The organism is Trichloromonas sp. (assembly GCF_034006665.1).
Classification (GTDB): Bacteria; Desulfobacterota; Desulfuromonadia; order Desulfuromonadales; family Trichloromonadaceae; genus Trichloromonas.
Genome location: NZ_JAVESI010000025.1, coordinates 20,311 through 43,449, shown reverse-complemented (window position 1 = coordinate 43,449; position 23,139 = coordinate 20,311). Strand labels below are relative to the sequence as shown.

Genomic DNA, 23,139 nt, shown 5'->3' with positions numbered 1-23,139 from the left:
CCTGTGGTCAGGCCGGGGCGGTTTCCCGCTCGACCCGGTTGCGTCCCTGTTCTTTGGCGCGATAGAGAGCGGCGTCGGCGCGGGTCATGAGCCGGCCGGGATTCTCTCCCGGTGGCAGCAGGGCAACGCCGAAGCTGGCGGTAATCCGTTCCGGGTAGCCGTCGATGACCAGTTCCGCCAGTTCACGCCGCAGTCGCTCGGCGGCCTCGACCCCCTTATCCAGATCGGTTTCAGGCAGTAGCAGAGCAATCTCCTCGCCGCCGATACGGGCGACGAGGTCGTAAGGGCGCACCCCCTTCATAAGAAAAGCGGTCACAGCGATCAGAACCTTATCGCCGGCATCATGCCCGTAAAGATCGTTGACCTGCTTGAAGTGGTCGAGATCGAGCATGATCATAACCAAGGGTGTTTCCAGGCGTGCTCCCCGCTCCGCTTCGAAGTTCAACACTTCATTGAATTTACGGAGGTTGGCGGCGCCGGTCAGGGGATCTTTACGGGCGAGTTCCTCAATGGTGCGGTTTGCTTCCTGCAACTGCCGGTTGCGTTCTTCCAGTTCCCGGTTCTTGCGAGTGTTTTCCCGGCTCAGCACGGCCAGCCGGTTGTTCAGCTGCATGAGTTCCTCGGTCAGGACGTCGGCTTTGGCGATGGGGCTTTCGCCGACGAAGAGGATGCCCCGGGGGTGGGGGAAGAGCCGGCAGCGCAGGGTGCTTGGCCCCTGGATGGGGCTGTGCAGGTTGAGCAGAAACTCGTCGCTGCCCTCCCTTCCGGTTTCCGTGAGCCGCCGCCGGAATGGCTCGGCGTCGTTTTCGGCCAGATGAGCGACAAACGGCCGGTTCAGGCAAACGTCGCCGCTCAGGTGCAGCAGCCGCGGCACCCCGGGACTGTGGGCGCGGATTATCCCTCCCGCGTCAAGCAGTACGCAGAAAAGCAGGTCGCTGCCGAGAAGAAAATCAGCCAGATTGTCCGGTGGGAAGTTCTTGGCGTCCATCGCGGCTTGGTCCATAAGGGGGTCAGCGTTGCGGCAGCGCGCCGGGGAGGGTGAAGCGGAAGCAGCAACCCTGCCCCGGCCTTGGCGATTCGACCCAGATGCGGCCGCCGTAAAGTTCGACAATCCGCTTGACCACTGCAAGACCCAGGCCGCTGCCTTCGCTCTTCGGGTCGAGTTTCTCGAAAAGTCCGAAAATTTTCTCGTGGTAGCGGGGATCGATTCCCTGGCCGTTGTCGCGCACGAAGAAAACGCTCTCCCCGTCCGCTTCCTCCATGCCCAGCTCGATGCGCGGAGCGCCTTGGTCGCCCATGTACTTGACAGCGTTTTCGAGCAGGTTCTGCCAGATCTCCAGCAGGCGCGGACGGTCGCCGCGCAAAAGCGGATCCTTGTCATCGGTCGCAACGGCGACGCCCCGCTCGGCCAGGGGCCCGGCCATCAGCGCCAGCACCTCCTCAAGAAGCTCTTTGAAGGAGAACTTTTCCGGGGGGTTGACGACCCGCCCAATGCGGGACATCTCCAGCAGTTCGTCGAGCAGCCGTCCCATCTTCTCCGTTGCCGTCCGCATGTGCTCGATATCGCCTGGGATGCGTTCGGCGTCGCGGCCGGCGATATCCTGTTCAAGAAAACCGAGAAAGGATTTGACCGTGACCAGCGGGCTCTTCAGGTCGTGGGAGACGGTGTAATTGAAGCGCTCCAGTTCGGCACCGCGCTCTTCCAGTTCCTGGGCCTTCTGGCGCAGGGCCTCTTCCGCCTCCTTGCGGGCGCTGATGTCGGTATGGGTGCCGAACATCATCAGCGGCCTGTTTTTGGCGTCGCGGTTCAGGAGACGCCCGCGATCATGCACCCAGACCCAGTGTCCGTCCTTGTGGCGCATGCGGTACTCGCCGTCATAATAGGGGAACTCGCCCGAGAAGTGCCGCTCCAGCAGCTCGCGTGACCGGAGCAGGTCGTCGGGCTGGACGAGGCGCTCCCAGACCTTGAAGCTCAGGGGGCGTAGTTCATCAAGATGATAGCCGATCATTTCCGCCCAGGTTTCGTTAAAGATCGTCTCGCCGGTCTGGACGTTCCATTCCCAGGTGCCGACCCGGGTTCCTTCGATGATGCCGGTGAGCCGTTGCCGTTCTTCGCGTAACAGCGCCTCGGCGCGGTCCCGTTCCCGCAGATGGTTTTGCAGGCGCCGGCGGCTGGCGCCGAGGCCGAGCATCCCCAGGGACCAGAGACCGCCATAGCCGAGACTATGGTGCAGCAGATAGGAGCGCAAATGGGCTCGATAGGGTGCCCAGGGGATGGCAATGCTGATGCCGCCGCGGATGTTGCCCATCTGATATCCTTGGGCGGCATGGCACTTGAGGCAGCCGGTGTCGACAACAAACGGCCGCATCAGTCGCAGGTAGGGTTCGCCGTCGATGCTTTGCAGCTCCGAACGCTCGTTTTCTCCCCGCTCGAAGGCCTGGAGAGCGGCGACTTCCCAGGGGTCCGGGGCATTGGCCGGACGGATGGGCCGCAAGCTGGTGATATGGGCGCGGGTGCCGAAGGTCTCGTCGGCCAGCTGATGCACCTGGCGCAGTATGGTGGCGGGGTTGATTAGGGTCAGGGGGCGACCCGAGGGGGTTTGGATGTCCCGTTCGGGGATATGGGCAAGATTGGCGTTGGGCGGATTGGCCGGAGTGACCGGGGCATAGACGCCGCCGTGGCCGGTCGCCCACTTGCGGAAGGTGAGATCCTTGGCGTAACTGTGGCGGGCGGCGGTGCGGGCGTTGTCCAGCGCCGACTGGCGGACCTGATAGTAGTCCCAGCCGGCGAGCAGGAGAATGAGCAGGGTCCAGCAGAAGGTGATCAGGTGAAAGGAGATGGCCGACGGACCGGCTCCGGATGCCTGTGCATCCGGGGCCGGGGCTGCCGTTTCTGGAGAAGGTTCGGTCATGATTTCTGGCTCCTTTTCCGATTTCCGTCATGCCGTCCGACAGGTTCGCGTGGGCGGGATGTGTCCTTTTTATCTTCGTCGTTCTTCACGATATTCGCAATCCATTCCTTGCCAAAATTTGTCCACACGGAAACTGAACGGATATTGGTTTGATATGGTTAAAAATAGATTGATCGGTGAAAACGCCCAGCCGCTTTCCGTCATTTGGCAGGGAAAAACCACAAAAAGTAAACTATGTCAAAATCGCGATATTCCGATGTGAGTCTGTTTTGAAAGAAAAACGAAGCTTTTGGTGACATTTTTACTCTTCTATTAGGTGCCCGCTGGACGTTTTTTATTCCTTCCGAATCATCCAGCAAGATACCGTTTTTTCGTTGTTTTCCTCAAATCGAACCGCGTTGGGCGCGGGTTTTGCGGCCTTGGGGTTCGGGCAAAATGGCTAAGAAACGTTCTTCATCAGGCATGCTCCTTGCTTGGATTAAGGCACTGTCGCCCGGATGCGCAAGAGGGTAAAAATCCCTTCCTGTTTTCTGGTCACTTATAAAAACGCTGCTAGACTGGGTTTGTCTGAAGTCTGCCGGTTTGATTTAATACAGTCAAGGGAGGTGGTTGATGGGCGGAAAGGCGAAAAGACGAGATTAGGGGAGGTGAAATGCCGTACCCCGATTGTGATTTGATCGGACGGCATTTCCAGGGGACGTAACGCTACATTCATTCACAAGGAGCAAGGAGAGAGCATGAAGAGGATTTTTTCGGAAATGAAGAGTCTCAGGTATGCGCTGCTGGCCTTTGCGGCGTCGGCTCTGCTGCTGGGCGGTTGTAGCGGCGGTGGCGGGTCGGATTATGAGGCGCCGGAAGTCAATCAAACCCCCGATGATTCCGCCTATATCGGACCTCAGCTGACGACGACTCAGCCGCTCGCTGGCCATACCCAGAATGTTTTGATCGATGCGACCATTATTAAAAATTGGATCGATCAGGGCTTGGTCAACAGGCCGTTAGGGTCGGAACGAGTGGTTCTTCTGAGCGTTTCCGATACGGCAAAATACGCTGCCGGGCATATTCCTGGGGCCCAGCTCTGGGCAACCGGCGAGCACGTAATGAACCGCATTGAAGGGCCGGTGGAAACCGTCAACATGGTACTGACCGGTGCCGCCATGGATGAAATGCTGCAAAAGCATGCCATTGACGGAACTACCACCATTGTTCTGACTGCGCACACGGGACAGGCGACCTATCAGGTTGGCCGTGCTTATTTCCTGCTGCGTTACTGGGGCTTCCCCAAGGACCGCATCAAGATACTTGACGGCTTCGACAGCGCCTGGACCGACGCGGGGTTTGCTCTCACCGCCGATGCCCCGGCTGTCTCGCGCTCGGACTTCAGCGTCTGTGAATTGCCCCAGTTCCGTGATGACCTGCGCGGTGGTTTGTCCGAGGTGATCGCGGCCATCGAAAATCAGACCATGCAGGTGGTTGATTTCCGCGGCGATGCTATGCCCGCAGCAACAGCCGGTGTTTTTGCTGATGATCGTGATGGGGATGGAACTGCCGAAGCGGATTTTGTTGTTTTCGAAGGAACGATGAAGGGCGGCAAGTATTATTCCTGGAGCAAATTGGTCAACCCTGACCGTGTTACCGGAACCGCTGACGACAAACGTTTCGTGACCCCCGATGTTCTGACCGCGGAATTTGCCGCCGCCGGCATCGATAATTCCAAGAAGCTTATCACCATGTGCCGGACCGCGATGATCGCCTCCGCCGGTTTCCTGGCCGTCGACGCCATTCTCGGCTGGGATGCCATGGTTTATGACGGTTCTTGGAGCCAGTGGGGGAGCCTGTCGGATCAAACTGCCAAGGGTGGTCTGCTTCCCGCCGGTTCCATTTGGGCCACGGATGTTGCCGAATTGATGGACGTTGTGCTGTATAATGCTGATGCGGGTAAGCTGGTTGAGCCGGCTCGGGTAGCCATTCCTGATGCCGCCAGTCCCTATGATGCCGGCGCCAACAACATTGAAATTGAAGACCGCGAATATTTCGAGGCAGCACCCACCGGTCCGGCTAGCAGCACCGGCGGCGGTGGCGGCGGCGGTTGCTGATTTTGCCGGCTTGATCTGATTAATTAACTTCTCTGCAAAGGAGTGACTATCGTGGAATTCCGTAAATTACTGACCGCCTGCGTAGGTACGGTCCTGTTGGCGACCCCGGCGTTCGCCGGGCCGACTTGGACCTTCGGCCCCGAGGATCAGGGTGCCCTTAAGCTTCAATATGTCGGGCAATTCCAGCTCAATCACCGGGATACTGGTGGCGGTACCGACGATGACGAAAGCGTCAGCGAGTTCAACTTCCGCCGTAACCGTATAGCTCTGATGGGCGCCTACGGAAAGCATTTCAGCCTGTATGTAAATACCGAGTTTAACGAAGATAACAATATAAGCGGTTTCAACGTAACCGATGGCGATAATGAAGACTTCCATGTACTCGATGCGGTCATGCGCTTCAAGTACAACGACGCTGTCAACTTCTGGCTCGGCAAGTACAAGTACAGCTTCACCCGTGAAAACCTCGAAGCTTGCGAAATGCCGCTGACCCTCGACCGCTCGCTTCTCATTCGTGCGCCGCTGGTTGACGAAGGAACCCGTGACAAGGGTGTGACCCTGTGGGGTAACCTATTCGACCAGAAATTCCAGTATCGCCTCGATGCCATGAACGGCCGTAATGATTCCGCCTCGGCTCCCGACTCGGCCTTCCGCTACGGCGCTCGTGCTCATATCACCCTTCTTGATCCCGAGAGCCGTTTTGGCTACAAAGGTACCTATCTCGGCGAGAAGAAGGTGCTGACCATCGGTGGCGCCTACCAGATGGAAAAAGACGTGGCTTACAGGAACGCAACTCTGGCGAGTGATCCGGTAGACTACGAAGCTTGGACCGTCGATCTTTTCTTCGAGTATCCGGTTGACGGCGTGGGTACTTTCACCGTTTCCGGCGCCTATGTCGATTACGACCTGGATGATGCTTCCGACTATCGTGAAGTGGCCTTGGCGGATGTCGATGGTAATGTCATCAACATGAACGGTGAAAAGAACGGTGGCTATGTGAAGATCGGCTACATGCTGCCCAATCTGCCCTTGCAATTTTTCGCCCGCAGCGAAAGCTGGTCCCTCGCCTGCTACAACGGCTTCTATGATCAGGAAGTCGATTGGTACGGCGGCGGTTTCAACTACTACTTCCGCGGCCAGGATCTCAAGCTGACCATGGAACTCAGCCAGGCGGATTTCGACAAGGAAGGGTTCGGCCTTGGCTCGACCGAACTGACCGAGGACTTCACCACCTTCACCGCGCAAATGCAGGTTATTTTCTAATTTAGCTTCACAACTTCCGGCTCGCGGTTGAGCCGGTGGACATCAACCCTGTAACGAGAGGAGTACGTATCATGAAGAAGCTTGTTGTTCTGGCCGCTGCCATGATGATGGTTGTTTCCGTTTCCGGTCTGGCCCTTGCCAAGGATATCAAAGGCAAAGTAACCGCCGTTGACGGCAACGTTGTCACCGTGGAAGTGGAAAAAGGCAAAGCCGCCGACATCGCCGTCGGCGCCGACGTGAAACTTGACGTCAAAGCTGAAAAAGCTCCGAAAAAAGGCAACGACATGTTGCAAGGCTGCTAATCAGCCTGTTTGACCCCGGGGCCGGCGCCCGTCGCCGGCCCCATCTTTTTAATCTGGAGAGTGTTTCACCATAGAGAGCACAGAGGAAAAAAGGGGTAAGCTTTCGCTTGAAAGACAAGCTGTTGGATTGCTCCGTGTCCTCTGATCTCTGTGGTCATCAAAATGTCGTTTATGGGTTAGACGAGGGCTGCCGTTTTCTACGCCCTCACCCTTCACGGCAAAACGGGAGATAGGAGAGGACTTAAACATCATGCCGACGAAGAAAACATCGAATGTTTTTTCTATCGCGGCGACGGTTTTGGCGGGGTTTTCGCTGATTCTTTTCAGCGGTGCTCTCGATCCGGCGCAGGCCGCCGGTATCGGCAAGGACGGTACGATTGTCGCCAAAAAGGGTAAGGCCACGACCCTTGAAGAACTGATCGCCATGTACGATTCCTCCTCGTGTATCGAGTGTCACGAGGAAGCTCACAATGAGTGGGCCAATTCCGCCCATTCCCGTTCGGTCTACGGCACCGGCCGGGTTGCCGCGACCTTCAAGACCGCCTTCACCAACGGCTTTCTCTCATGGGCCTACTCGGGCGTGACGGATCCCAGCGACGTCGAAGTCGAACACTTGCTGGGCTGCACCAAGTGTCATCTGCCACAGATGGCCGATGCCACCGACGATGTCGCCAAGGAATTTGTCAAGACCATCTATGACCTGATGGACGCCAACAAAAGAGGAGACTCCGAGACCTTCCAGGAGAAAAAAGACCTGCTGCTCAAGCTCAACATCAACTGCATGGTCTGCCACAACCGTAACGCCGTCGTTCATAAGTGGACCGACGGTTATCCTCAGGCCGGCGTGGTTTACGGTTTCAATGACGGCGCTCACGACGATCCCGATACTCCGATCATGAAAACCAGCCACATCATGGGCGAGTCCATCCAGTGCGGTCAGTGTCACGGACTCGGACCCCAGCTTGAACTGGATAACCCGACCCAATGCGCCACCGGTTACGGCAGCTACCTCTGGTCGTACCTTGCCGGTGGAGGCGACAAGACCTGTCAGGAATGTCACATGCGCGAAAGCGGCCTGGGGCATGACATGCAGAGCTACCGCTCTAAGGTGATGTCCGACAAGGCGATTGAATGGGATGTCCATACCCGGCCGATGGTTTGGCTCGACGGTCCGGTTCCTCGTCCGAAATTGATGGTTGATATCTCCATGACCAACAGAGCGGGTCATGGCATCCCTGATGGCTGACCGACCCCCAACCGACTGGTTCTGTCGGTCATTGCAACAGATGAAGAAGGCGACGAAGTTTTCAACGAAGAGCGTTTGTACATGCCCGTTCCTCAGCAGTTTGCCCGTACCAACAAAATGGGTCGTGGTCCTTACGAAAAGAGTGGCATTGTTGCCGATACGGCTCTCCATCCCGGCAAGAAAACCCACGAACATTTCGAGATCATGCTGCCTGACGATGAAGATATCACCAGTTCCAAGGTCGATCTCAAGGTGGAACTCTGGTATCTGCCTTTCGGCACCCGTGAGAGCGATCCTTTCCTCTGGAAAGAGTACAGCGAAACCGTCGAGGTCAAGCTGTAGAGAGATTTCCGACTCCTGATCTGGCTTTATGCATGGCCGGTGGACCCCTCTCACAGGGTTCCGCCGGCCTTTTTTACTGGCGGCAAAGGGAACAAGTCCGCTAGTATGGCGAGGATGAAAAGCCCGGTTTCGTTTGGGGCTTTGTTGTTGATCGCGGCAAGGCGGTGCCTTGCCACGCCCTTACGCCAAATCATTATTTGCCAACGGTTTTCATGCGTTTTACGCCGCTTTTCTTATCTTTCCTTCTTCTTGCCGGGTGTGGGTTTTTCGAAACCGAAACCTCAACCTGTGTCAAATGTCACCAGGGGCTGGAGTTGGCGTCGCCGACCCACGGCGATTGCGTGGCCTGTCACGGCGGCGACGCGACGGCGGCGGACAAGGAGGTGTCCCATCGCGGGATGTTCGGCAAGAAGAATCCCGGCCATCCCCAGGTCTGGGACAAGACCTGTGGCCGTTGTCACGCCTATCAGCTGAGCCGGGTGCGCGCAAATCTCATGACCACCGCCACCGGCATGATCAAGAACATCCAACTCACCTGGGAAGGAGTGGACGGCAAACTCTACGCTGCCCAAGGTCTGGAGACCTTTGCCGCCGACGGCACGGCGTTGAAGCTGGCGCCGGTGACCGCCCTTGACCATCTTTCCGGGGAGCTTTACCGCAAGTTCTGCTCCCTCTGTCACGTTGCCCTTGAATCGAACCAGGCCTGGACTGCCAGCCACGGTGCCGGCTGCACCGCCTGCCACTTCCCCTACAACAACAACGGCACCTACGAGGGGGGCGATCCGACGGTGAGCGGCAAGTGGCCCTATTCCAAGACCCACGCCATAGCCGCCCTGCCCGAGAACGAGGTCTGTTTCCGCTGCCACAACCGCAGTGGGCGCATCGCTTTGGCCTATCAGGGTATGAACGACGGCAACAACGGTCTGGTTCCCACCGACGGCGCATATCCCGGCCCGAAGCTGATCAGTGGCGTGCGCAACGCCACCTCCATCCCCCCCGATATCCACCACGAAAAGGGTATGGAGTGCATCGACTGCCACACCTCGCGCGATATCATGGGGGACGGCTACGCCTACGAAAATATGTACCTGCAGACCGAGATCGCCTGTGAGGACTGTCACGGCGGCGCCAAGGAGCGTCCTCGCACTGAGAAGGTGACGCGGGAAAACGACGAGGCGGTGCGTGAGTCCCGTTCGTACAAACGTCAGGTTCTCCTCGGCGACGAGCTGGTGCTCACTGCCAAGGGGCGCAAGTATTCCAACGTCTTTGTCGAGGACGGTAAAATCTGGGTGGTGGACAAGCGCGACGGCCAGCGTCACGAGAGCAAGGTCATCACCGGCACCCCGGAGCATACCATCGTCGGCCACGAGCGTTTGGAGTGTTACGCCTGTCATTCCCACAGCGTCGCCCAATGTTACGGCTGCCACACCGAATATGACCAGCGCGCCAAATCCATGGATTTTATCAAGCGGCGGGAAACCCCGGGCACTTTCGATGAGTCGGAGGATTACCGCATGCTCTACCCCTTCCCCCTGGCCCTCAACCAGCGTGGGAAGATCTCCCCGGTGACTCCCGGCTGCCAGACCTTCGTGACGGTCATCGACCGGCGCGGTGAACGGGTGAAGGACGAGTACGTCGCCAGGTTCAACGGCAAGGAGCAGTTGCGCTTCGCCCCTTTCTTCGGCCACAACACCGGGAAGAAGGCGGTGAGTTGCGCCGACTGCCACACCAATCCTGCTTTCGCCGGTTTCGGCCAGCATGTGCTGGAGGGGGATTCGCTGCGCGCTACGCTGCTCTGTGAACGCTCCGCCGACAAACCCCTGGACGGCTTTCTCACCCTGCGCGCTGGCGAGGTGCGGGCCTTCTCGGCCATCACCCGGGAAAATTCCCGGCCGCTTAACGGCGAGGAGATCCGCCGAACCTGGGCGGTCAACCAGTGCCTGGTCTGCCATTTTGAGCCAAAAGATCCCATCTATCAGAAGGAACTCGATTATCGTGTCCTTGATCGTTGCCTTTCTCGCCCTGCTCCTGCTGAGCGCTCCGCCGGCGCCGGCCGCTGAGGAATCCTGCGGGCTCTGCCACCGGGAGTCCTCCGGGGGGGCCCATGCCCTGCTGGCCTGCGCCGACTGTCACGGCGGCGGCCCCGAGCAGCGCGCCGCCGAGCTGGACTCCCTGGGGATGGCCCTGCGCTGTCAACAGTGCCATGAGGAAACCCTCGGCGTGTTGCACGGTCCCATGGCGACGCGCCAAGCCGAGCGGGCGTTCGTCGCGCGCTCCTGGGGACGGGCCGATGGGGATTTTTACGACAAGAACTGCGCTTCCTGCCATGTGCGCGACTGTCTCGATTGCCACGGCTTTGCCGGTCATGCCATCGCCCGGCCGGAAAAGGAGGACTGCCACGTCTGCCATCGCGGCTACTACGTCGGGGCCGATTACTACGGTCATGCTCCCCGGGAAGATGCCGAGCGTTACCAGCGGGGGTCGGGTTTCGGCGGTGAACACTATCTGAAGATGAGCCCCGATGTTCACGCCGAGGCCGGGATGGTCTGCGGCGACTGCCACGGCATGGCTGGTCTGGCCGCCGGCCAGCGGGCGGACCAGGGCTGCCGCGACTGCCACGAGCCGGACCCGACGATCATCGAGCACGGCATCGCTGCCCATCTTGAAAAGCTGGAGTGCTACGCCTGTCACAGCGCCTGGGCGGCTCAGGAGTACGGCACCTTCTTCATTCGTTTCAGCGATGGGGTCATCCCCGACTATTTCCGCCTGCGTCGGGACCAGACCGCCCCAGACTACCTGCGCAGCGCCTATCTGCGCTTGCAGGATCTGCCTCCCCTGGGGCTTAACGAACGGGGGCTGGTCAGCCCCATCCGTCCCCAGTTTCTTGCCTATTTCAGCGAAATCGCCGGCGAGACGGCGAAGAGGGAAGAAAACCGCCGATTGGCCGCCGAGTGGAAGGCCTTCTTCCCGCATACCGTGCAGCGCGGCGCGCCCCTGTGCGACGCCTGTCACGACCGGCCGGCGCGGTTTCTGCTGGAAAAGCCCGAGGACCGGGTCTATCTGCCCGATCAGGACGGCCTCGGGCTGGTCTCTTTCTGGAACCAGGCGGGGCAGCAAGTGGTCAACGGCGCCTTTGTCGACGAGGCGCGTTATCAGCGGCTGAGTCGCCGCGATGCAACCTATGTGAAGGCATACTTGGAAAAATGGAAGCAACTGGTCGAAAGCGTCGAAAATTCCTCATCTCCCTGATCCTCGGTCTTGGCGGACTGGGCCTCTTGGCGCGCTTCTTCCGGCCGCGCCTGCCGCAGGCGCCGGCCCGGCTCGATGTGCCCCGACGGGAAGTGCCTCCCCACGGCGCTCTGGTCTACCGCCAGGCGCGGGTGGCGCTGGTGCGGGAGGCGGAGGAGTTCTATGCCCTCGATTTGACCTGCACCCATCTCGGCTGCACGGTAACGGTGACGCCGACGGAGCTGGTTTGTCCCTGCCACGGCAGCCGTTTCGACCGCCGGGGCGCGGTGCTGCAAGGACCGGCACAGCTCCCCTTGCGCCGGCTGGAAGTGCGGATCGAAGGGGAACGCTGGGTGGTGAGAGGATGAAGAAACGGGGGCTTGCCGGCGAGTTTGTCGCCCATCTCTTCCCCCGGGTGGTGCGGAAGGAAAACCTGCGCCTGAGCTACACCTTCTGTCTTGGCGGCCTGGCCCTGACCGTCTTTCTGCTGCTGGTCGTCAGCGGCCTTTTGCTCCTTTTCTATTACCAGCCGACGGCGGCGGGGGCGTTCACCTCGATCCTCTTTCTGGAGGAGCAGGTGCCGGGCGGGAAGTACCTGCGCTCCCTCCATCGCATGGCCTCGCACCTCTTTCTGATCCTCCTTTTTCTGCATACCCTGCGAGTGATCCTGACCGGCGCCTACCGGCCGCCGCGCCAGCTCAACTGGCTGATCGGTTTCGCCCTGCTCTGTCTGGCCCTCTTCGACGGCTACACCGGCTATCTGCTGCCCATGGACCAGCTTGCCCTGTGGGCGACCCAGACCGGGATGGAACTCCTCGGCACGATTCCCGGCGGCTCTCTGGCCAAGGTGTTCCTGCTTCCCGACGGTATCGGCGGGAGCCTGTCGCTGCTGCGTTTTTATGCCCTGCACATCGTCGTGCTTCCGCTGACCATGGGGGTGCTGATCGCTCTCCATTTCTACCGGATTCGCCGGGACAAGGGGATTCTGCCCTACCTATGAGCGAGTATCTCAAGAGTTCTCCCCATTTTTTTCGCCTGATCAAGTGGGCTTTCGCCCTCGGGACGGTGACCGTGCTCCTCTTGGCGGCGCTGCTGCCGGCGCCGCTGGAGGAGGCCGCCGACCTCGGGCGGGTGCCCAATCCTTCGAAATCGGCGTGGTTTCTGCTCTGGATGCAGGAACTGGTAAGCTACGGCAACGCCTGGGTTTACCTGATCGTCGCCCTGGCCGTCGGTTACGCCCTCCTTCCCTGGCTGCCGGGCTTGCCCGCAGCTCGGCGCGCCCGCTGGTTTCCCCGCGAGCAACGGCTGGTTAATGTTTTGACGCTTCTGGCCTTTTTGACAATCCTGGCCCTGACGTTGGTGGCCCTGGTTTTTCGGGGGGAGAATTGGTCGCTCATCTGGCCCTTCTGATATGTCTCTGGCTGCTGCCCGGCGCAGCCCTCGCCGCCGAACCGCGCTGCCTCTCCTGCCACGCCGTCCACTATGCCGAGCTGGGCGGCTGCCTGGATTGCCATCGCGGCGACCCCCGCTCAAGCCGTCTAGAGATTGCCCATTTCGGCCTTATTTCGGGGCGTTATGCGCATTTTCGACGGCCGGGCAGCATTTTGGTTGAGCGTGGCGGCAAGCGCATTGACGAGACCGGCTGTCGCCGCTGCCACATCATCGGCGGACGCGGCAATCGTCTCGCCACCGATCTCGATCAAAGCGTGAGCGAGAGCGCTCCCGGGGAGCTGGTCGAAGCGATTCGCCGTCCCGTTCTCTTCATGCCCGATTTCCACTGGCCCGATGCGCTCCTCGACGAAGTGGTCAATGCGCTGTACGCCGCCGCATGCCGGGAAATGGCGGAGGACGAACTCCCGCGCATCGTCCATTTCGAAAGGGGTGAGGAAGCCGGAGAAAATTTTTTCGTCAAGCATTGCGGAGCCTGCCATCGCGTGCTGACCGCCGCCGCCGGCGGGCTGGGAGAGACGGACAACGCCCCGAATCTCTCCGGTCTGCTGACCCCCTTCTTTCCCGTCAAATATCGTGAAGACGAACCCTTCAACCGCGACAACCTCAAGAAATATCTGGATAATCCCCGCCAAACCCGGCCTTTGACGCGAATGGCCCCGGTGCCGCTCAAGGAAGAGGACTATCGTCAGCTGCTGGAAGTGATCGCTGAAGATGTCAGCCTCATCCCGGCGGAAAACGCCTCCCGCTGAATTTCCCCCCGGTTATTTCGTAAAGCGTTCTCAATGAACATGAGCGAGGTGCCGCAAATTGCTACTAATATTGTTTTAAAATACCATGTGGTCCGGAGGTGAACCGTGCGCGGAATATCTCGATGAGGGGGCTGCAGTTATTCCACCCGTAAGGAGGCATCATGTTCAAGCGCATGAAAATCGCACCCAAGCTGATGATGGCTTTTGGCGTTTTGCTGGTTCTTACCCTGGTGGTGGGGCTGGTCGGCTACGGGGGTATGAAGAAAATCATCGGCCGGGTCGAGGTTTCGCAGAAGGTCACGGCCATGCTCAACCTGCTGCAAGAGGCCCAGGGCGCGGAAAAGAGTTTCGCCCTGAACGCCAATCCGGCGCAGGCCGAGCTGGTGCGCAAGCGCCTGGGTGAAATGACCGCCCTGGCTGGGGAGATCGAGCAGTTGCCGGCGGCGGACCAGGTCAGGGGGGAGATGGGCAAGGTGCGCATGGCCGCCGCCTACTACCGCGGCGAGTTCGACCGCGATGTCCGGTCCGAAGCGCTGAAAAGCGCCGCCATGGAGGAGATGAAAACCAGTTCCAACGTGGCCCTGCAAGCCCTGACCCGGGTGCGGGAGGATCAGTTGGCGGCGGTCGAGGATCTGCGCGACCATCAGGAGAATTATCAGCTTCGGCAGTATGACGAACTGATGACGGAACGTCACGGCTGGGTCGCGGCAACGGACCGCATGCTTCTCCTCTTCAACGATTCCCGCAAGTTCGAGAAGGAATTCTTCCTGAGGCGGGACGAAAAATATCTGGAGCGTTCGCGCACGATTATGCAGGAGGTACAGGATACCGCCGACGCCCTCATCGCCGATCTCGATGACGAGGAGAGCATCGCCAATCTCAAGAACATGAAGGCCGTTCTCGACCAGTTCACCACCAAGTATGCCGAATTCGTGGGGCAGTTGACGGAACAGGAGGCCCTTATCGGGCAGATGCAGAGCCAGGCGGAAGCGACCGTCGCAGCGTGCGGCGAGGCGGTGAAAATCCAGAAGGCGGGCATGCTCGCCCTGGCGAAGACGGTGACCACCGCCCTCTGGGGGGGCGTTCTCGTGGCTCTGGCCCTCGGTGCTCTGCTCGCGCTGCGTATCGCCCTCGGCATCCAGCGGCCCTTGGCCGGTGTGGTGGGGATGATCGGCGAGCTGGAAAAGGGACACCTCGACACGCGGCTGAATCTCGATCTGCAGGATGAGGTCGGGATGCTCGCTCAGACCATGGATAATTTTGCCGCGAGCCTGAAGAGCGAGGTGGTCGTTCCCCTGGAGCGGCTCGCCGGCGGCGATCTCGATTTCGAGGTCCAGCCCCGCGACGAAGGCGATGCGTTGCGACATGCCCTGGGCCGGGTGCGGAACGATCTCAACGAACTCATCGGCCAGGTGCAGGCGGTGGGGGATCAGATTGCCTCGGGCAGCACTCAGGTGGCGGATTCGAGTCAGTCCCTTTCCCAGGGGGCGACGGAACAGGCCAGTTCCCTAGAGGAGATCAGCGCCTCGATGAACGAAATGGCCAATCGTACCAAGACCAACGCCGAGAATGCCGGCAAGGCCAATCGTAATTCGGAAGAGGCCCGGGATTCGGCGCAGAAGTGCAACGTCCAAATGCAGCAGATGGTCGCGGCCATGGAGGAGATGCGCCGCGCCGGAGCGGACATTTCGCGGATCATCAAGACCATCGACGAGATCGCCTTCCAGACCAACCTGCTGGCTCTGAACGCGGCGGTCGAAGCCGCCCGGGCGGGGCAACACGGCAAGGGCTTCGCGGTGGTCGCCGAGGAGGTGCGTAACCTCGCCGCCCGCAGCGCCAAGGCCGCCCGGGAGACCGCCGACCTCATCGCGGGGACGGTCACCAAAACCGAAAACGGCGCCCGTCTGGCCGAGGAGACGGCCCGTGCTCTAGGCCGCATCGTCAGTCAGACGACGGAGGTTTCCGAGCTTGTCGGTGACATTGCCAGCGCCTCGTCCGATCAGGCCCTGGGAATTTCCGAGGTCAATCAGGGACTGTCCCAGATCGATCAGGTGACCCAGATGAATACCGCCAACGCCGAACAGACGGCGGCGGCGGCTGAGGAGCTCTCGAGCATGGTTGCCCATCTCAAACTGATGCTCGGACGTTTTCATCTCGCCGGCAGCGGCGGTCCGGCTTACGCTTTGAACACCCCGGAAGAGGAACCCAGGATCGTTCTGGATGCGCCGCCGAAAGAGGACGAGGACGAACTCTGGGGAATATGATCCATGCGGATTGACGGCAAAAAGCCCCTCGGGAGAAGTTCGATCCCGAGGGGCTTTTTTGCGCTCCGGCGCGTGAAAGATGCGGTTTCTGGCGTCACCGGATCCTACGGGGGCACAGCGAAATCTAGGATGCCGGTGAGCGAAGCGAACCGCATCACGGCAGGACGGCGCCGTTATCAGGAAGCCAGCGGTTTGTACCAGACGTTCATGCTCTCCAGTTCGCCGGAAATCTGGGTGTTGCGGGTCAGGGTACCGCTGAAGGCGTAGCCGTGCTTGGCGAAGGTGATGTTCATGCCGAAGGAATAGGCCCGGGCGATGGTGTAGGCGGTGACGATGCCCTCGTTTGCGGCGGTTTCCTCCAGGCGGGTCAGCAGGTAGTTGGCCAGACCCTGACCACGTTCGTCCGGCAGGGTGGCAAAATCGGTCATTTCTGCGTTTTCGCCGCTTTTGTCGAGTTCGGCAGAGGCGATGGCGACTAGGCGCTCGTTGCGGAATATTCCGTGATAACGGACATTTTCCGCCATGGTCCGCGCCAGATAGGCGGGGTTATGGATAGGAAAGGGGTAGCTGGCGAAGACCCGTCGGTAGACCGCGACCATGGCTTCGGTATCGTCGGGGCTCAGGGGGCGCCAGCGGTAGTCTCCCGACAGAGAGGGGGGCTCGGGTAGCGAAGATTTCCTCCGAGCGAGTGCCAGAACTTCCGCCACCCGGCCCGGACGGGGTTCTTCCCGACGTTGCGGACAGAGGTATTTGCCCAGGAAGTGGGCATCAAGATCGCCTTGGTAAAAGCCCGGCACCCGCGCCTCGGGGCGGTAACCACGGCGCTGAAAAGGTTCCAGGCGGTCGTCGGGCACTTTGGCGAAGATCTTCGAATAGCCTTTCTCGTCAGCGAGTTCTTCGAGCCGGGTCAGCAACTCGGGCAAATCGCTTCGTCCCAGTTTCATCAGATAGACACGATCACTGTGCTTGCCGTGCTGGATGGTCGATTGGCCGAAGGTTTCGATACGATCAGTCATCATTGCGGCGCTCCATGCGGCTGGTGTTCTCGGGGGTGAGGGAAATGGTGTCGTCGAAATCGGCGAGCAGCATTTCGATGCCGGTGGCCCGGTATTCCTCGGCGTCCTCCAGTTTCAGATGCAGACGGCAATCCTCGCACTGACGGTCGCAGAAGATCGGTTCGTAGCTGTTCGGCTCCTGATAGGTGGTGATCACCCCTTCGTAGTTGCGCAGCACCACCTTGTTGGTCGACAAAGAAATCAGATAGTTGGGGGTGAGGGGAATCTTGCCGCCGCCACCCGGCGCATCGACCACATAGGTGGGAACGGCAAAGCCGCTGGTGTGGCCGCGCAGGCTCTCCATGATCTCGATCCCTTTGCCGATGGGAGTGCGGAAATGAGAAAGCCCTTCGGACAGGTCGCACTGGTAGAGGTAGTAGGGACGAACCCGGTTTTCCACCAGTTTGTGCACCAGAGACTTCATGATGCGCGGACAGTCGTTGACCCCGGCCAAGAGCACCGACTGATTACCGAGAGGGATGCCGGCATCAGCGAGCAGGCGCAGGGCCTCCCGCGACGAGGCGGTGATTTCCCGGGGATGGTTGAAGTGGGTATTGAGCCACAGGGGCTGATGTTTTTTCAGCATCGTCACCAGCTTCGGAGTGATGCGGTAGGGCAGGACCACCGGCATGCGGCTGCCGATGCGCACGACCTGGACGTGGGGGATGCTCCGCAACTCGCTGAGAATCCAGTCGATCCGCTCATCCGAGAGCATGAGCGGATCGCCGCCGGAGAGGAGGACGTCGCGGACCACCGGAGTTCTGCGGATGTAGTCGATACCGGCCAGCAGCTCCTCCTTGCCGGGAATCGAATCGACATCGCCGACCTTGCGCTTGCGGGTGCAGTGCCGGCAGTACATGGCGCAGACGTTGCTGATCTGCAACAGCACCCGGTCGGGATAACGATGAGTCACTCCCGGTGCTGGGCTGTCCCGATCCTCGGCCAGGGGGTCAGCCAGGTCGCAGGCATCGATCTCCAGTTCCCGGGGGGAAGGAAAGGCTTGGCGAAAGACAGGGTCGTCGCGGAAGTTTTCGCTGTCGACCAAGGAGAGATAGTAAGGGGTGATCGACAAAGGAAAACGGCGCAAGGTCTCTTTGAGACAGGTTTTTTCCTCCGGCTCGAAGTGGATGTCGAGAAGTTCCTCGACCCGGTCGATCGTCTGGATGGAGTGCCGCAGCTGCCAGCGCCAGTCCTTCCAGTTGGTCAGGGTGACGCCCCTGTGGTCGATGGCTTCGGCAAGTTGTTGCTGGCTGGTGGAAAAAATCGGCAAAACGACCTCCTTCGGTTGACGGCGGGGGGCGGTGAGAGGACACACCCCCGCCAAGGATTCCGGAAGGATCCGGAATTTCGTTGAAAACGTAAGCAGGCCGACGCGCGAAAGAGATTTCTCGGGGACAACGAACGTGGATGCACGCGGCGGCGTGCTCGCAGGCTGGGTTTGATTGTAAGCAGGTCGGGCAACCCGCGACCGGGATGACGGGGGACTCCCGAAATCCGGCGCTGCCCGGAGAGGTCGAGGCGTCGCCCGAAGTGTGCCGGGGGGGCACGGCGGCGGCTCGAATGCGGATTCAGGTCGAAACGTCCTGGCGGGACGTTGCCTGTAACTTGGCTACCCTAGCGTATTTGCGATGAAAAGTCAAATCGGCCCCGGCGCGGAGGGGATTTCAGGTGGGCTGGCCGGCGAGAAAGGGAAGGAGTTTTTCCAGTTCGAGGGGGCGGCAATAGTGGTAGCCCTGGCCGATGGGACAGCCGGCATTCAGCAGATAATCGTGCTGTTCCTGGGTTTCGACCCCTTCGGCGACAAAGTCGATTTCCAGCCCCCGGGCCATGGCAAGCACGGCGGCGATGATGGTGTTGCGCTCTCCGGCCTGGGTGATGTTTTGGACGAAGCAACGATCGAGCTTCAGAGTGTGCAGGGGCAGGCTGTGCAGGTAGCCGAGGGAGGAGTAGCCGGTGCCGAAGTCGTCGACGGCGATGGTGATGCCGGCGTGGGCGAGGGCAGTGAGATTGGCCATCGACTTGTTCATGTCGCGCATGATGCTGTTCTCGGTGATTTCGATTTCCAAAACCCGGGGGTCCAGCCCGTGACAATGCAGGGTGGCCAGGACGTTCTGGTCGAAGTCTTCCGTTTCGAACTGCTGGGGAGAGACATTGACGGCGATCTTCAGCGCGCGGAAACCCTTCTCCCGCAGGGTAACGGCGTCGCGGCAGGCACGGCGCAGCACCCAGTCGCCGAGATCGCGGATCAGCTTGGTCTCTTCGGCGACGGGGATGAATTCCGCTGGCGGCAACAACCCCCGTTGCGGGTGGGCCCAGCGCACCAGGGCTTCGAGGCCGACAACGCGCCCCCGCGCCATATCCACTTGGGGCTGGTAATGGAGGCGCAGCTCGTCATGGCAGATGGCTCGGGGCAGTCCCAATTCGATGTCCAGAAATTGGGAACAGTCCTGCTGCATGTCGGCGGCATAGAGGCGGAAACCGTTGCGCCCCGTCTCTTTTACTCGATACATGGCCAAATCAGCATGGCGCAGCAGGGTCTCCTTGCTTTCACCGTGGTCTGGATAGAGGGCAATGCCGATGCTGAAGGTGAGGCGCAGTTCCTGGTTCTGGTGATAAAAGGGCTGGGCGCCGATGCCGAGAATCTTTTGGGCGATGACCGAAGCGTCCTCGGCACGAACGATCCCCGGCAGCAGCAGGACGAACTCGTCGCCGCCGATCCGCGCCAGGGTATCCCCCTCGCGCAGGCAACGCTTGAGTCTCATGGCTACCGCCTGGAGCAGTTCGTCCCCGGCAAAATGGCCGAGGGTATCGTTGATCTTCTTGAAACGGTCGAGGTCGAGGGACATCAGGGCGAGTTTGCCGCCGGCGCGCTTGGCTTGGCCCAGGGCGATGTCCATGCGGTCGTTGAAAAGGGTGCGGTTGGGGAGACTGGTCAAAACATCGTGGTAGCGATGGTAGCGCAGCAGCGCTTCGGACTGCTTGCGGTCACCGATGTCCCGGGCGACCCCGTAGGTGGCGGTGGGGCCTTGGGGAACTCCGCCCTCGGCGGTGTAGGTTCCCATCGGGGAAAGTTCGGTGGCGATGGCCCGCACCTCGACGTAACGCAGGTCGTCGCCGTTGTGCATGCGCAGGCGCAGTTCCATGCGCTTGGTCGAGCGCGTCCCGGGGTGGTGGATGAGATTGAAGCCATAGTGCGCCCGGTCCCGATCCTTCTCGTAGACGATTTCCGTGAAATGCCGGCCGAGCAGATCGTCGACCCGGCAACCGAGCAGGCTTTCGACCCGGTCATTGACGAAGGAAAACCGTCCCTCGCCATCAAGCATAAAGAAGAGATCGGGGGCGCTGTTGACGATGAAGCGGTGCAGCTCCTCGGACCCTTGCAGGCGTTTCTGGATGACGAAATAGTCCTGTTTGCGGCGCCGTCGGGCGAGGGCGGCGGCAATGGCGGCGAGCAGGGTTTCGGGAGGGCAGGGTTTGGCGAGAAAATCGGCCGCCCCTTGGCGGAAGGCGCAGGTCGCCTGGGCGAAGGTCGTTTCGCCGCTGAGGATGACGACGCTGCTGTCGATCTCGCGCCGGCGCAGGATGTTGAGCACCTGCTGTCCGGACAGGCCCGGCATGTTGAGGTCGAGCAGGAGCAGATCGAAGCGTTCCCGTTCCAGCAGGCCGAGCGCCGCATGGCCGTCCAAGGCGCAGCTCACCTGGTAGCCGGAGAGTTCGAGCAGGACCCTCAGGCTCTCGAGTATTTGCGGCTCGTCGTCCACCACCAGCAGTCGGGGGGGGAAGAGCTCCTGCTGCTCTGCCTTCTCCGCGGTGTCGGCAGGCACGGCGGAAGTTATGCTGGAGCGGAGGCGGTCAGGCATGGGCGGACGTCTCTTTAGTCAGGAGGCGGGGTAAAAGAATCTGGAAGCGGGTGCCGGATTCGGGGCTGGAGGCGCAGCTGATCTCGGCGCCGAGCTGGTCGAGGAGCTGTTTGACGATGGTCAGTCCGAGACCGGCATGCCCCGGTTTATCGCTGGCGACCGGGGAGAAGAGGCTGTTCAGCACCTTCTCGGGCAGGCCCGGACCGTTGTCGCTGATGCGCAGTTCGACGAAGAGGGCACCGTTCTTGTGGATCCGGTCGCGGGTCGCAAGGTGGATGCGCCCACCTTCGGGAAGGGCTTCGGCGGCATTCTTGACCAGATTCATCAGCACTTGGCGCAGGGCGCCGGAACTCAGGGCCAGGGGGGGGATGGTTTTGTCCAGGTCGAGTTCGGCGTTCAATCCTTTTCCCTGGAAGAGCCCTTCTCTGAAGATCGTGCAAAGATCAGTGATGGCCCGGTTCAGCTCCAGCCTTTCCGCGCCGGGGGCGGGAGGCTGCTCCAGATCCTTGAAGCGCGCGAGCAGGTCACTGACCCGGGCCAGTTCCTCGCGCAAAACGGTCAGTTCTCGGACCGGGCCGTCCTCCCCCAGTTTGAGGCCAAGAACATGCAGGTAATTGGTGATGACGGCCAGGGGATTGTTCACCTCATGCAGCAACTTGCGAATTTCCAGTTCACGCCACTGGCGCCCGGCGCTCTCCTCGGCAGCATGGGTCGCTTCGGCCTCGCGGGCCTGGTGAAGAAGGCGGGCCAGCTGTCCGGCGAAAAGGCTCAGACCCGCATGCCGTTCGCCCAAGGGAAAACGGCTCGCTGAAGCGATTCCCGCCACGACCACGCCGAGGGGTTGCCGTTCGGCGATCAGGGGAAGCGCCAGCAATCCCGGGGCGTTCAAGAGTCGGCGCAGCTGTTCGTCGACGAGGGCTTCCGTTTCCGGCCCGGCGTCTTCGCAGGAAGAAAGGGGCCGTTCTTCGCGCAGGGCCCGTCCTAAGAGACTGGGGGATTGGCTCCACTCCAGGGCGAAGGCGGAGCAGGCGGGATGGCTGGGCGAGGGTTGGCCGAGCAGGCGTTCTCCCGAGGGGTCGCAGAGGAAAATTTCGACTTCGTCCAGAGCGAAGACCAAGGCCAGATCCCGGCGGATGCGCTCAAGAGCGGCGCGGATTTCGAGGCAGTAAGGCTGCGAGGCCTGGGTTCCGCCGAGCAGGGCCAGATCCCTGGCGTAGCCCGCCAGTTCCCGCTGGGCCGGACTGGGTTCCCGCTGGGAGGAGCCGTCGAGGTCGATGGCGAAGCCCCGCGCCGTTTCCAGAACCTCCGTTCGGGCTTTCTGAAAAGCTTCCGCGAGCAGGGCGGCGTTGAGACCGAAGAGCCGATCGTCCAGGTTGGTCGGGAGGCTGTCGCCGGCGTGATTGCCGCGGCTCAGGCGGGTTGCCAGGTTGAGCAGTTTGATCAGGGACGGACTCTCGCTCAGGTCGTCCTGTGGGAAGTTCTGGTAGCGGACAGCGTCGACCAGGCAAGAGGAGACCGGCCACTGGCGCAGAAGTTCAGCACCCACCTCGGCGGCGGTGGTCGCGAAGCGGTCCCGTTCCACCTTTTCGATGCGCCCTTCGGATTCGTCCATGAAGAGGATGTCCCGGTAGGGCTCGGGAAAATTTTGGAGCAGCACCAGTTGTCCGATGCGCTGGAGCAACCCCGCGAGATAGGCTTCTTCCGGGGCCGGATAGCCGGTCAGGCGGGCAAGGTCGCGGGCGAGATGGGCACAGAGGAGGGAACGGAACCAGAGGGCGGCGGTGAAACGTTCATGTTCCGGCGCGAGTTGGCTGAAGTGCTGGTGGACGGCGCTGGTCAGAGCCAATTGGCGCACCGTATCCAGTCCGAGAACGACCAGCAGACGGCGGATATGGGTTACTTCGGTCCACTGGCGGTAACAGGCGGAATGGGCAAGATGAAGGATTTTTCCGGAAAGGACCGGTTCCCGCTCGATGACCCGGGCGAGTTCATCGAATTCGACCTGGGGTTTGTGGCACAGTTTGAGAAGCGCCACCAAAACTTCCGGAACGCTGGGAATCCTTTCGAAGCGCAGTTTTTCCAGGATCATGGCCGTAACCCTTCTGGGGCACGGAAAAAACCCCGAAACCCTTCAGTGTTTTTCCGGAAGGGCACAAGGGATTTTCCTGAATCATATTTTGGCGCGCGGGACTTACGAAAGCATTCAATTGTATGTGATCATAACCATGAAAGGCTTTCCAAGGTCAAGGGTTAAAATGTCTATGTTTTTGAAGAAAAAGGGTTATCACAAAGCTTTTCAGGGGGTCCGAACGGCAATTATCACCTCTGTGTCGGCCCCCGGCGGGAACTTAGGGATTTCCCTCAGAAAAG

18 protein-coding genes are annotated in these 23,139 nt (G+C 60.6%); 12 read left to right on the top strand and 6 right to left on the bottom strand.

Features of this window, described 5'->3' with window-relative positions; genetic code table 11:
* Window positions 1–7: 7 nt before the first annotated feature.
* The gene (locus RBR25_RS10740; protein ID WP_432819548.1) at window positions 8–1,003 is read right to left on the bottom strand and encodes a GGDEF domain-containing protein; all 996 of its coding nucleotides are present in this window, start codon (window positions 1,001–1,003) and stop codon (window positions 8–10) included.
* A 7-nt stretch (window positions 1,004–1,010) separates the two neighbouring features.
* Complete coding sequence (locus RBR25_RS10735) at window positions 1,011–2,912, bottom strand: ATP-binding protein (RefSeq protein ID WP_432819547.1); 1,902 nt, start codon at window positions 2,910–2,912, stop codon at window positions 1,011–1,013.
* Between RBR25_RS10735 and RBR25_RS10730 the strand changes: the two genes are divergently transcribed.
* The 12 genes from RBR25_RS10730 to RBR25_RS10675 all read left to right on the top strand — a co-directional run bounded on the left by RBR25_RS10730 (window position 2,911) and on the right by RBR25_RS10675 (window position 15,854).
* Window positions 2,911–3,174, top strand: coding sequence for a hypothetical protein (locus tag RBR25_RS10730; protein WP_432819546.1), 264 nt, complete (start codon window positions 2,911–2,913; stop codon window positions 3,172–3,174). The genes RBR25_RS10735 and RBR25_RS10730 overlap by 2 nt on opposite strands.
* Window positions 3,175–3,649: 475 nt before the next feature.
* Complete coding sequence (gene extH, locus RBR25_RS10725; RefSeq protein ID WP_432819545.1) at window positions 3,650–5,008, top strand: selenite/tellurite reduction operon rhodanese-like protein ExtH; 1,359 nt, start codon at window positions 3,650–3,652, stop codon at window positions 5,006–5,008.
* Window positions 5,009–5,056: 48 nt separating this feature from the next.
* The gene (gene extI, locus RBR25_RS10720) at window positions 5,057–6,271 is read left to right on the top strand and encodes a selenite/tellurite reduction operon porin ExtI (RefSeq protein WP_432819555.1); all 1,215 of its coding nucleotides are present in this window, start codon (window positions 5,057–5,059) and stop codon (window positions 6,269–6,271) included.
* 71 nt (window positions 6,272–6,342) lie between these two features.
* A complete protein-coding gene (extJ, locus tag RBR25_RS10715) occupies window positions 6,343–6,573 on the top strand; it encodes a selenite/tellurite reduction operon protein ExtJ (RefSeq protein WP_432819544.1) in 231 nt (76 codons plus the stop codon).
* A gap of 250 nt (window positions 6,574–6,823) precedes the next feature.
* Window positions 6,824–8,161 (top strand): multiheme c-type cytochrome (seleno)protein ExtKL, encoded by a 1,338-nt coding sequence (gene extKL, locus RBR25_RS10710; protein WP_432819543.1) that lies wholly within the window; start codon window positions 6,824–6,826, stop codon window positions 8,159–8,161.
* A gap of 212 nt (window positions 8,162–8,373) precedes the next feature.
* A complete protein-coding gene (gene extM, locus RBR25_RS10705) occupies window positions 8,374–10,221 on the top strand; it encodes a selenite/tellurite reduction operon c-type cytochrome ExtM (RefSeq protein ID WP_432819542.1) in 1,848 nt (615 codons plus the stop codon).
* The gene (gene extO / locus RBR25_RS10700; protein ID WP_432819541.1) at window positions 10,157–11,410 is read left to right on the top strand and encodes a selenite/tellurite reduction operon b-type cytochrome iron-sulfur cluster-binding subunit ExtO; all 1,254 of its coding nucleotides are present in this window, start codon (window positions 10,157–10,159) and stop codon (window positions 11,408–11,410) included. The genes extM and extO overlap by 65 nt, the downstream gene beginning before the upstream one ends.
* A complete protein-coding gene (locus tag RBR25_RS10695) occupies window positions 11,365–11,757 on the top strand; it encodes a ubiquinol-cytochrome c reductase iron-sulfur subunit (RefSeq protein WP_432819540.1) in 393 nt (130 codons plus the stop codon). Before extO ends, RBR25_RS10695 begins: the two co-directional genes overlap by 46 nt.
* Window positions 11,754–12,389, top strand: coding sequence for a cytochrome b N-terminal domain-containing protein (locus RBR25_RS10690; protein ID WP_432819539.1), 636 nt, complete (start codon window positions 11,754–11,756; stop codon window positions 12,387–12,389). Before RBR25_RS10695 ends, RBR25_RS10690 begins: the two co-directional genes overlap by 4 nt.
* Window positions 12,386–12,799 (top strand): selenite/tellurite reduction operon b-type cytochrome membrane protein ExtQ, encoded by a 414-nt coding sequence (gene extQ / locus RBR25_RS10685; RefSeq protein ID WP_432819538.1) that lies wholly within the window; start codon window positions 12,386–12,388, stop codon window positions 12,797–12,799. Before RBR25_RS10690 ends, extQ begins: the two co-directional genes overlap by 4 nt.
* Window positions 12,775–13,590 (top strand): selenite/tellurite reduction operon c-type cytochrome lipoprotein ExtS, encoded by an 816-nt coding sequence (extS, locus tag RBR25_RS10680; RefSeq protein ID WP_432819537.1) that lies wholly within the window; start codon window positions 12,775–12,777, stop codon window positions 13,588–13,590. The genes extQ and extS overlap by 25 nt, the downstream gene beginning before the upstream one ends.
* A gap of 161 nt (window positions 13,591–13,751) precedes the next feature.
* Entirely contained in the window at window positions 13,752–15,854 is a 2,103-nt protein-coding gene (locus RBR25_RS10675; protein ID WP_432819536.1) for a methyl-accepting chemotaxis protein, read from the top strand.
* A gap of 176 nt (window positions 15,855–16,030) precedes the next feature.
* Here RBR25_RS10675 and ablB read toward each other — a convergent pair whose 3' ends face one another.
* The 4 genes from ablB to RBR25_RS10655 all read right to left on the bottom strand — a co-directional run bounded on the left by ablB (window position 16,031) and on the right by RBR25_RS10655 (window position 22,858).
* The gene (ablB, locus tag RBR25_RS10670) at window positions 16,031–16,873 is read right to left on the bottom strand and encodes a putative beta-lysine N-acetyltransferase (RefSeq protein WP_432819535.1); all 843 of its coding nucleotides are present in this window, start codon (window positions 16,871–16,873) and stop codon (window positions 16,031–16,033) included.
* Window positions 16,863–18,179: a lysine 2,3-aminomutase gene (ablA, locus tag RBR25_RS10665; RefSeq protein ID WP_432819534.1), complete on the bottom strand. Its 1,317-nt coding sequence runs from the start codon at window positions 18,177–18,179 to the stop codon at window positions 16,863–16,865. The genes ablB and ablA overlap by 11 nt, the downstream gene beginning before the upstream one ends.
* 394 nt (window positions 18,180–18,573) lie before the next feature.
* Complete coding sequence (locus RBR25_RS10660) at window positions 18,574–20,769, bottom strand: EAL domain-containing response regulator (RefSeq protein WP_432819533.1); 2,196 nt, start codon at window positions 20,767–20,769, stop codon at window positions 18,574–18,576.
* A complete protein-coding gene (locus tag RBR25_RS10655) occupies window positions 20,762–22,858 on the bottom strand; it encodes an HDOD domain-containing protein (protein ID WP_432819532.1) in 2,097 nt (698 codons plus the stop codon). The genes RBR25_RS10660 and RBR25_RS10655 overlap by 8 nt, the downstream gene beginning before the upstream one ends.
* Window positions 22,859–23,139: the final 281 nt, after the last annotated feature.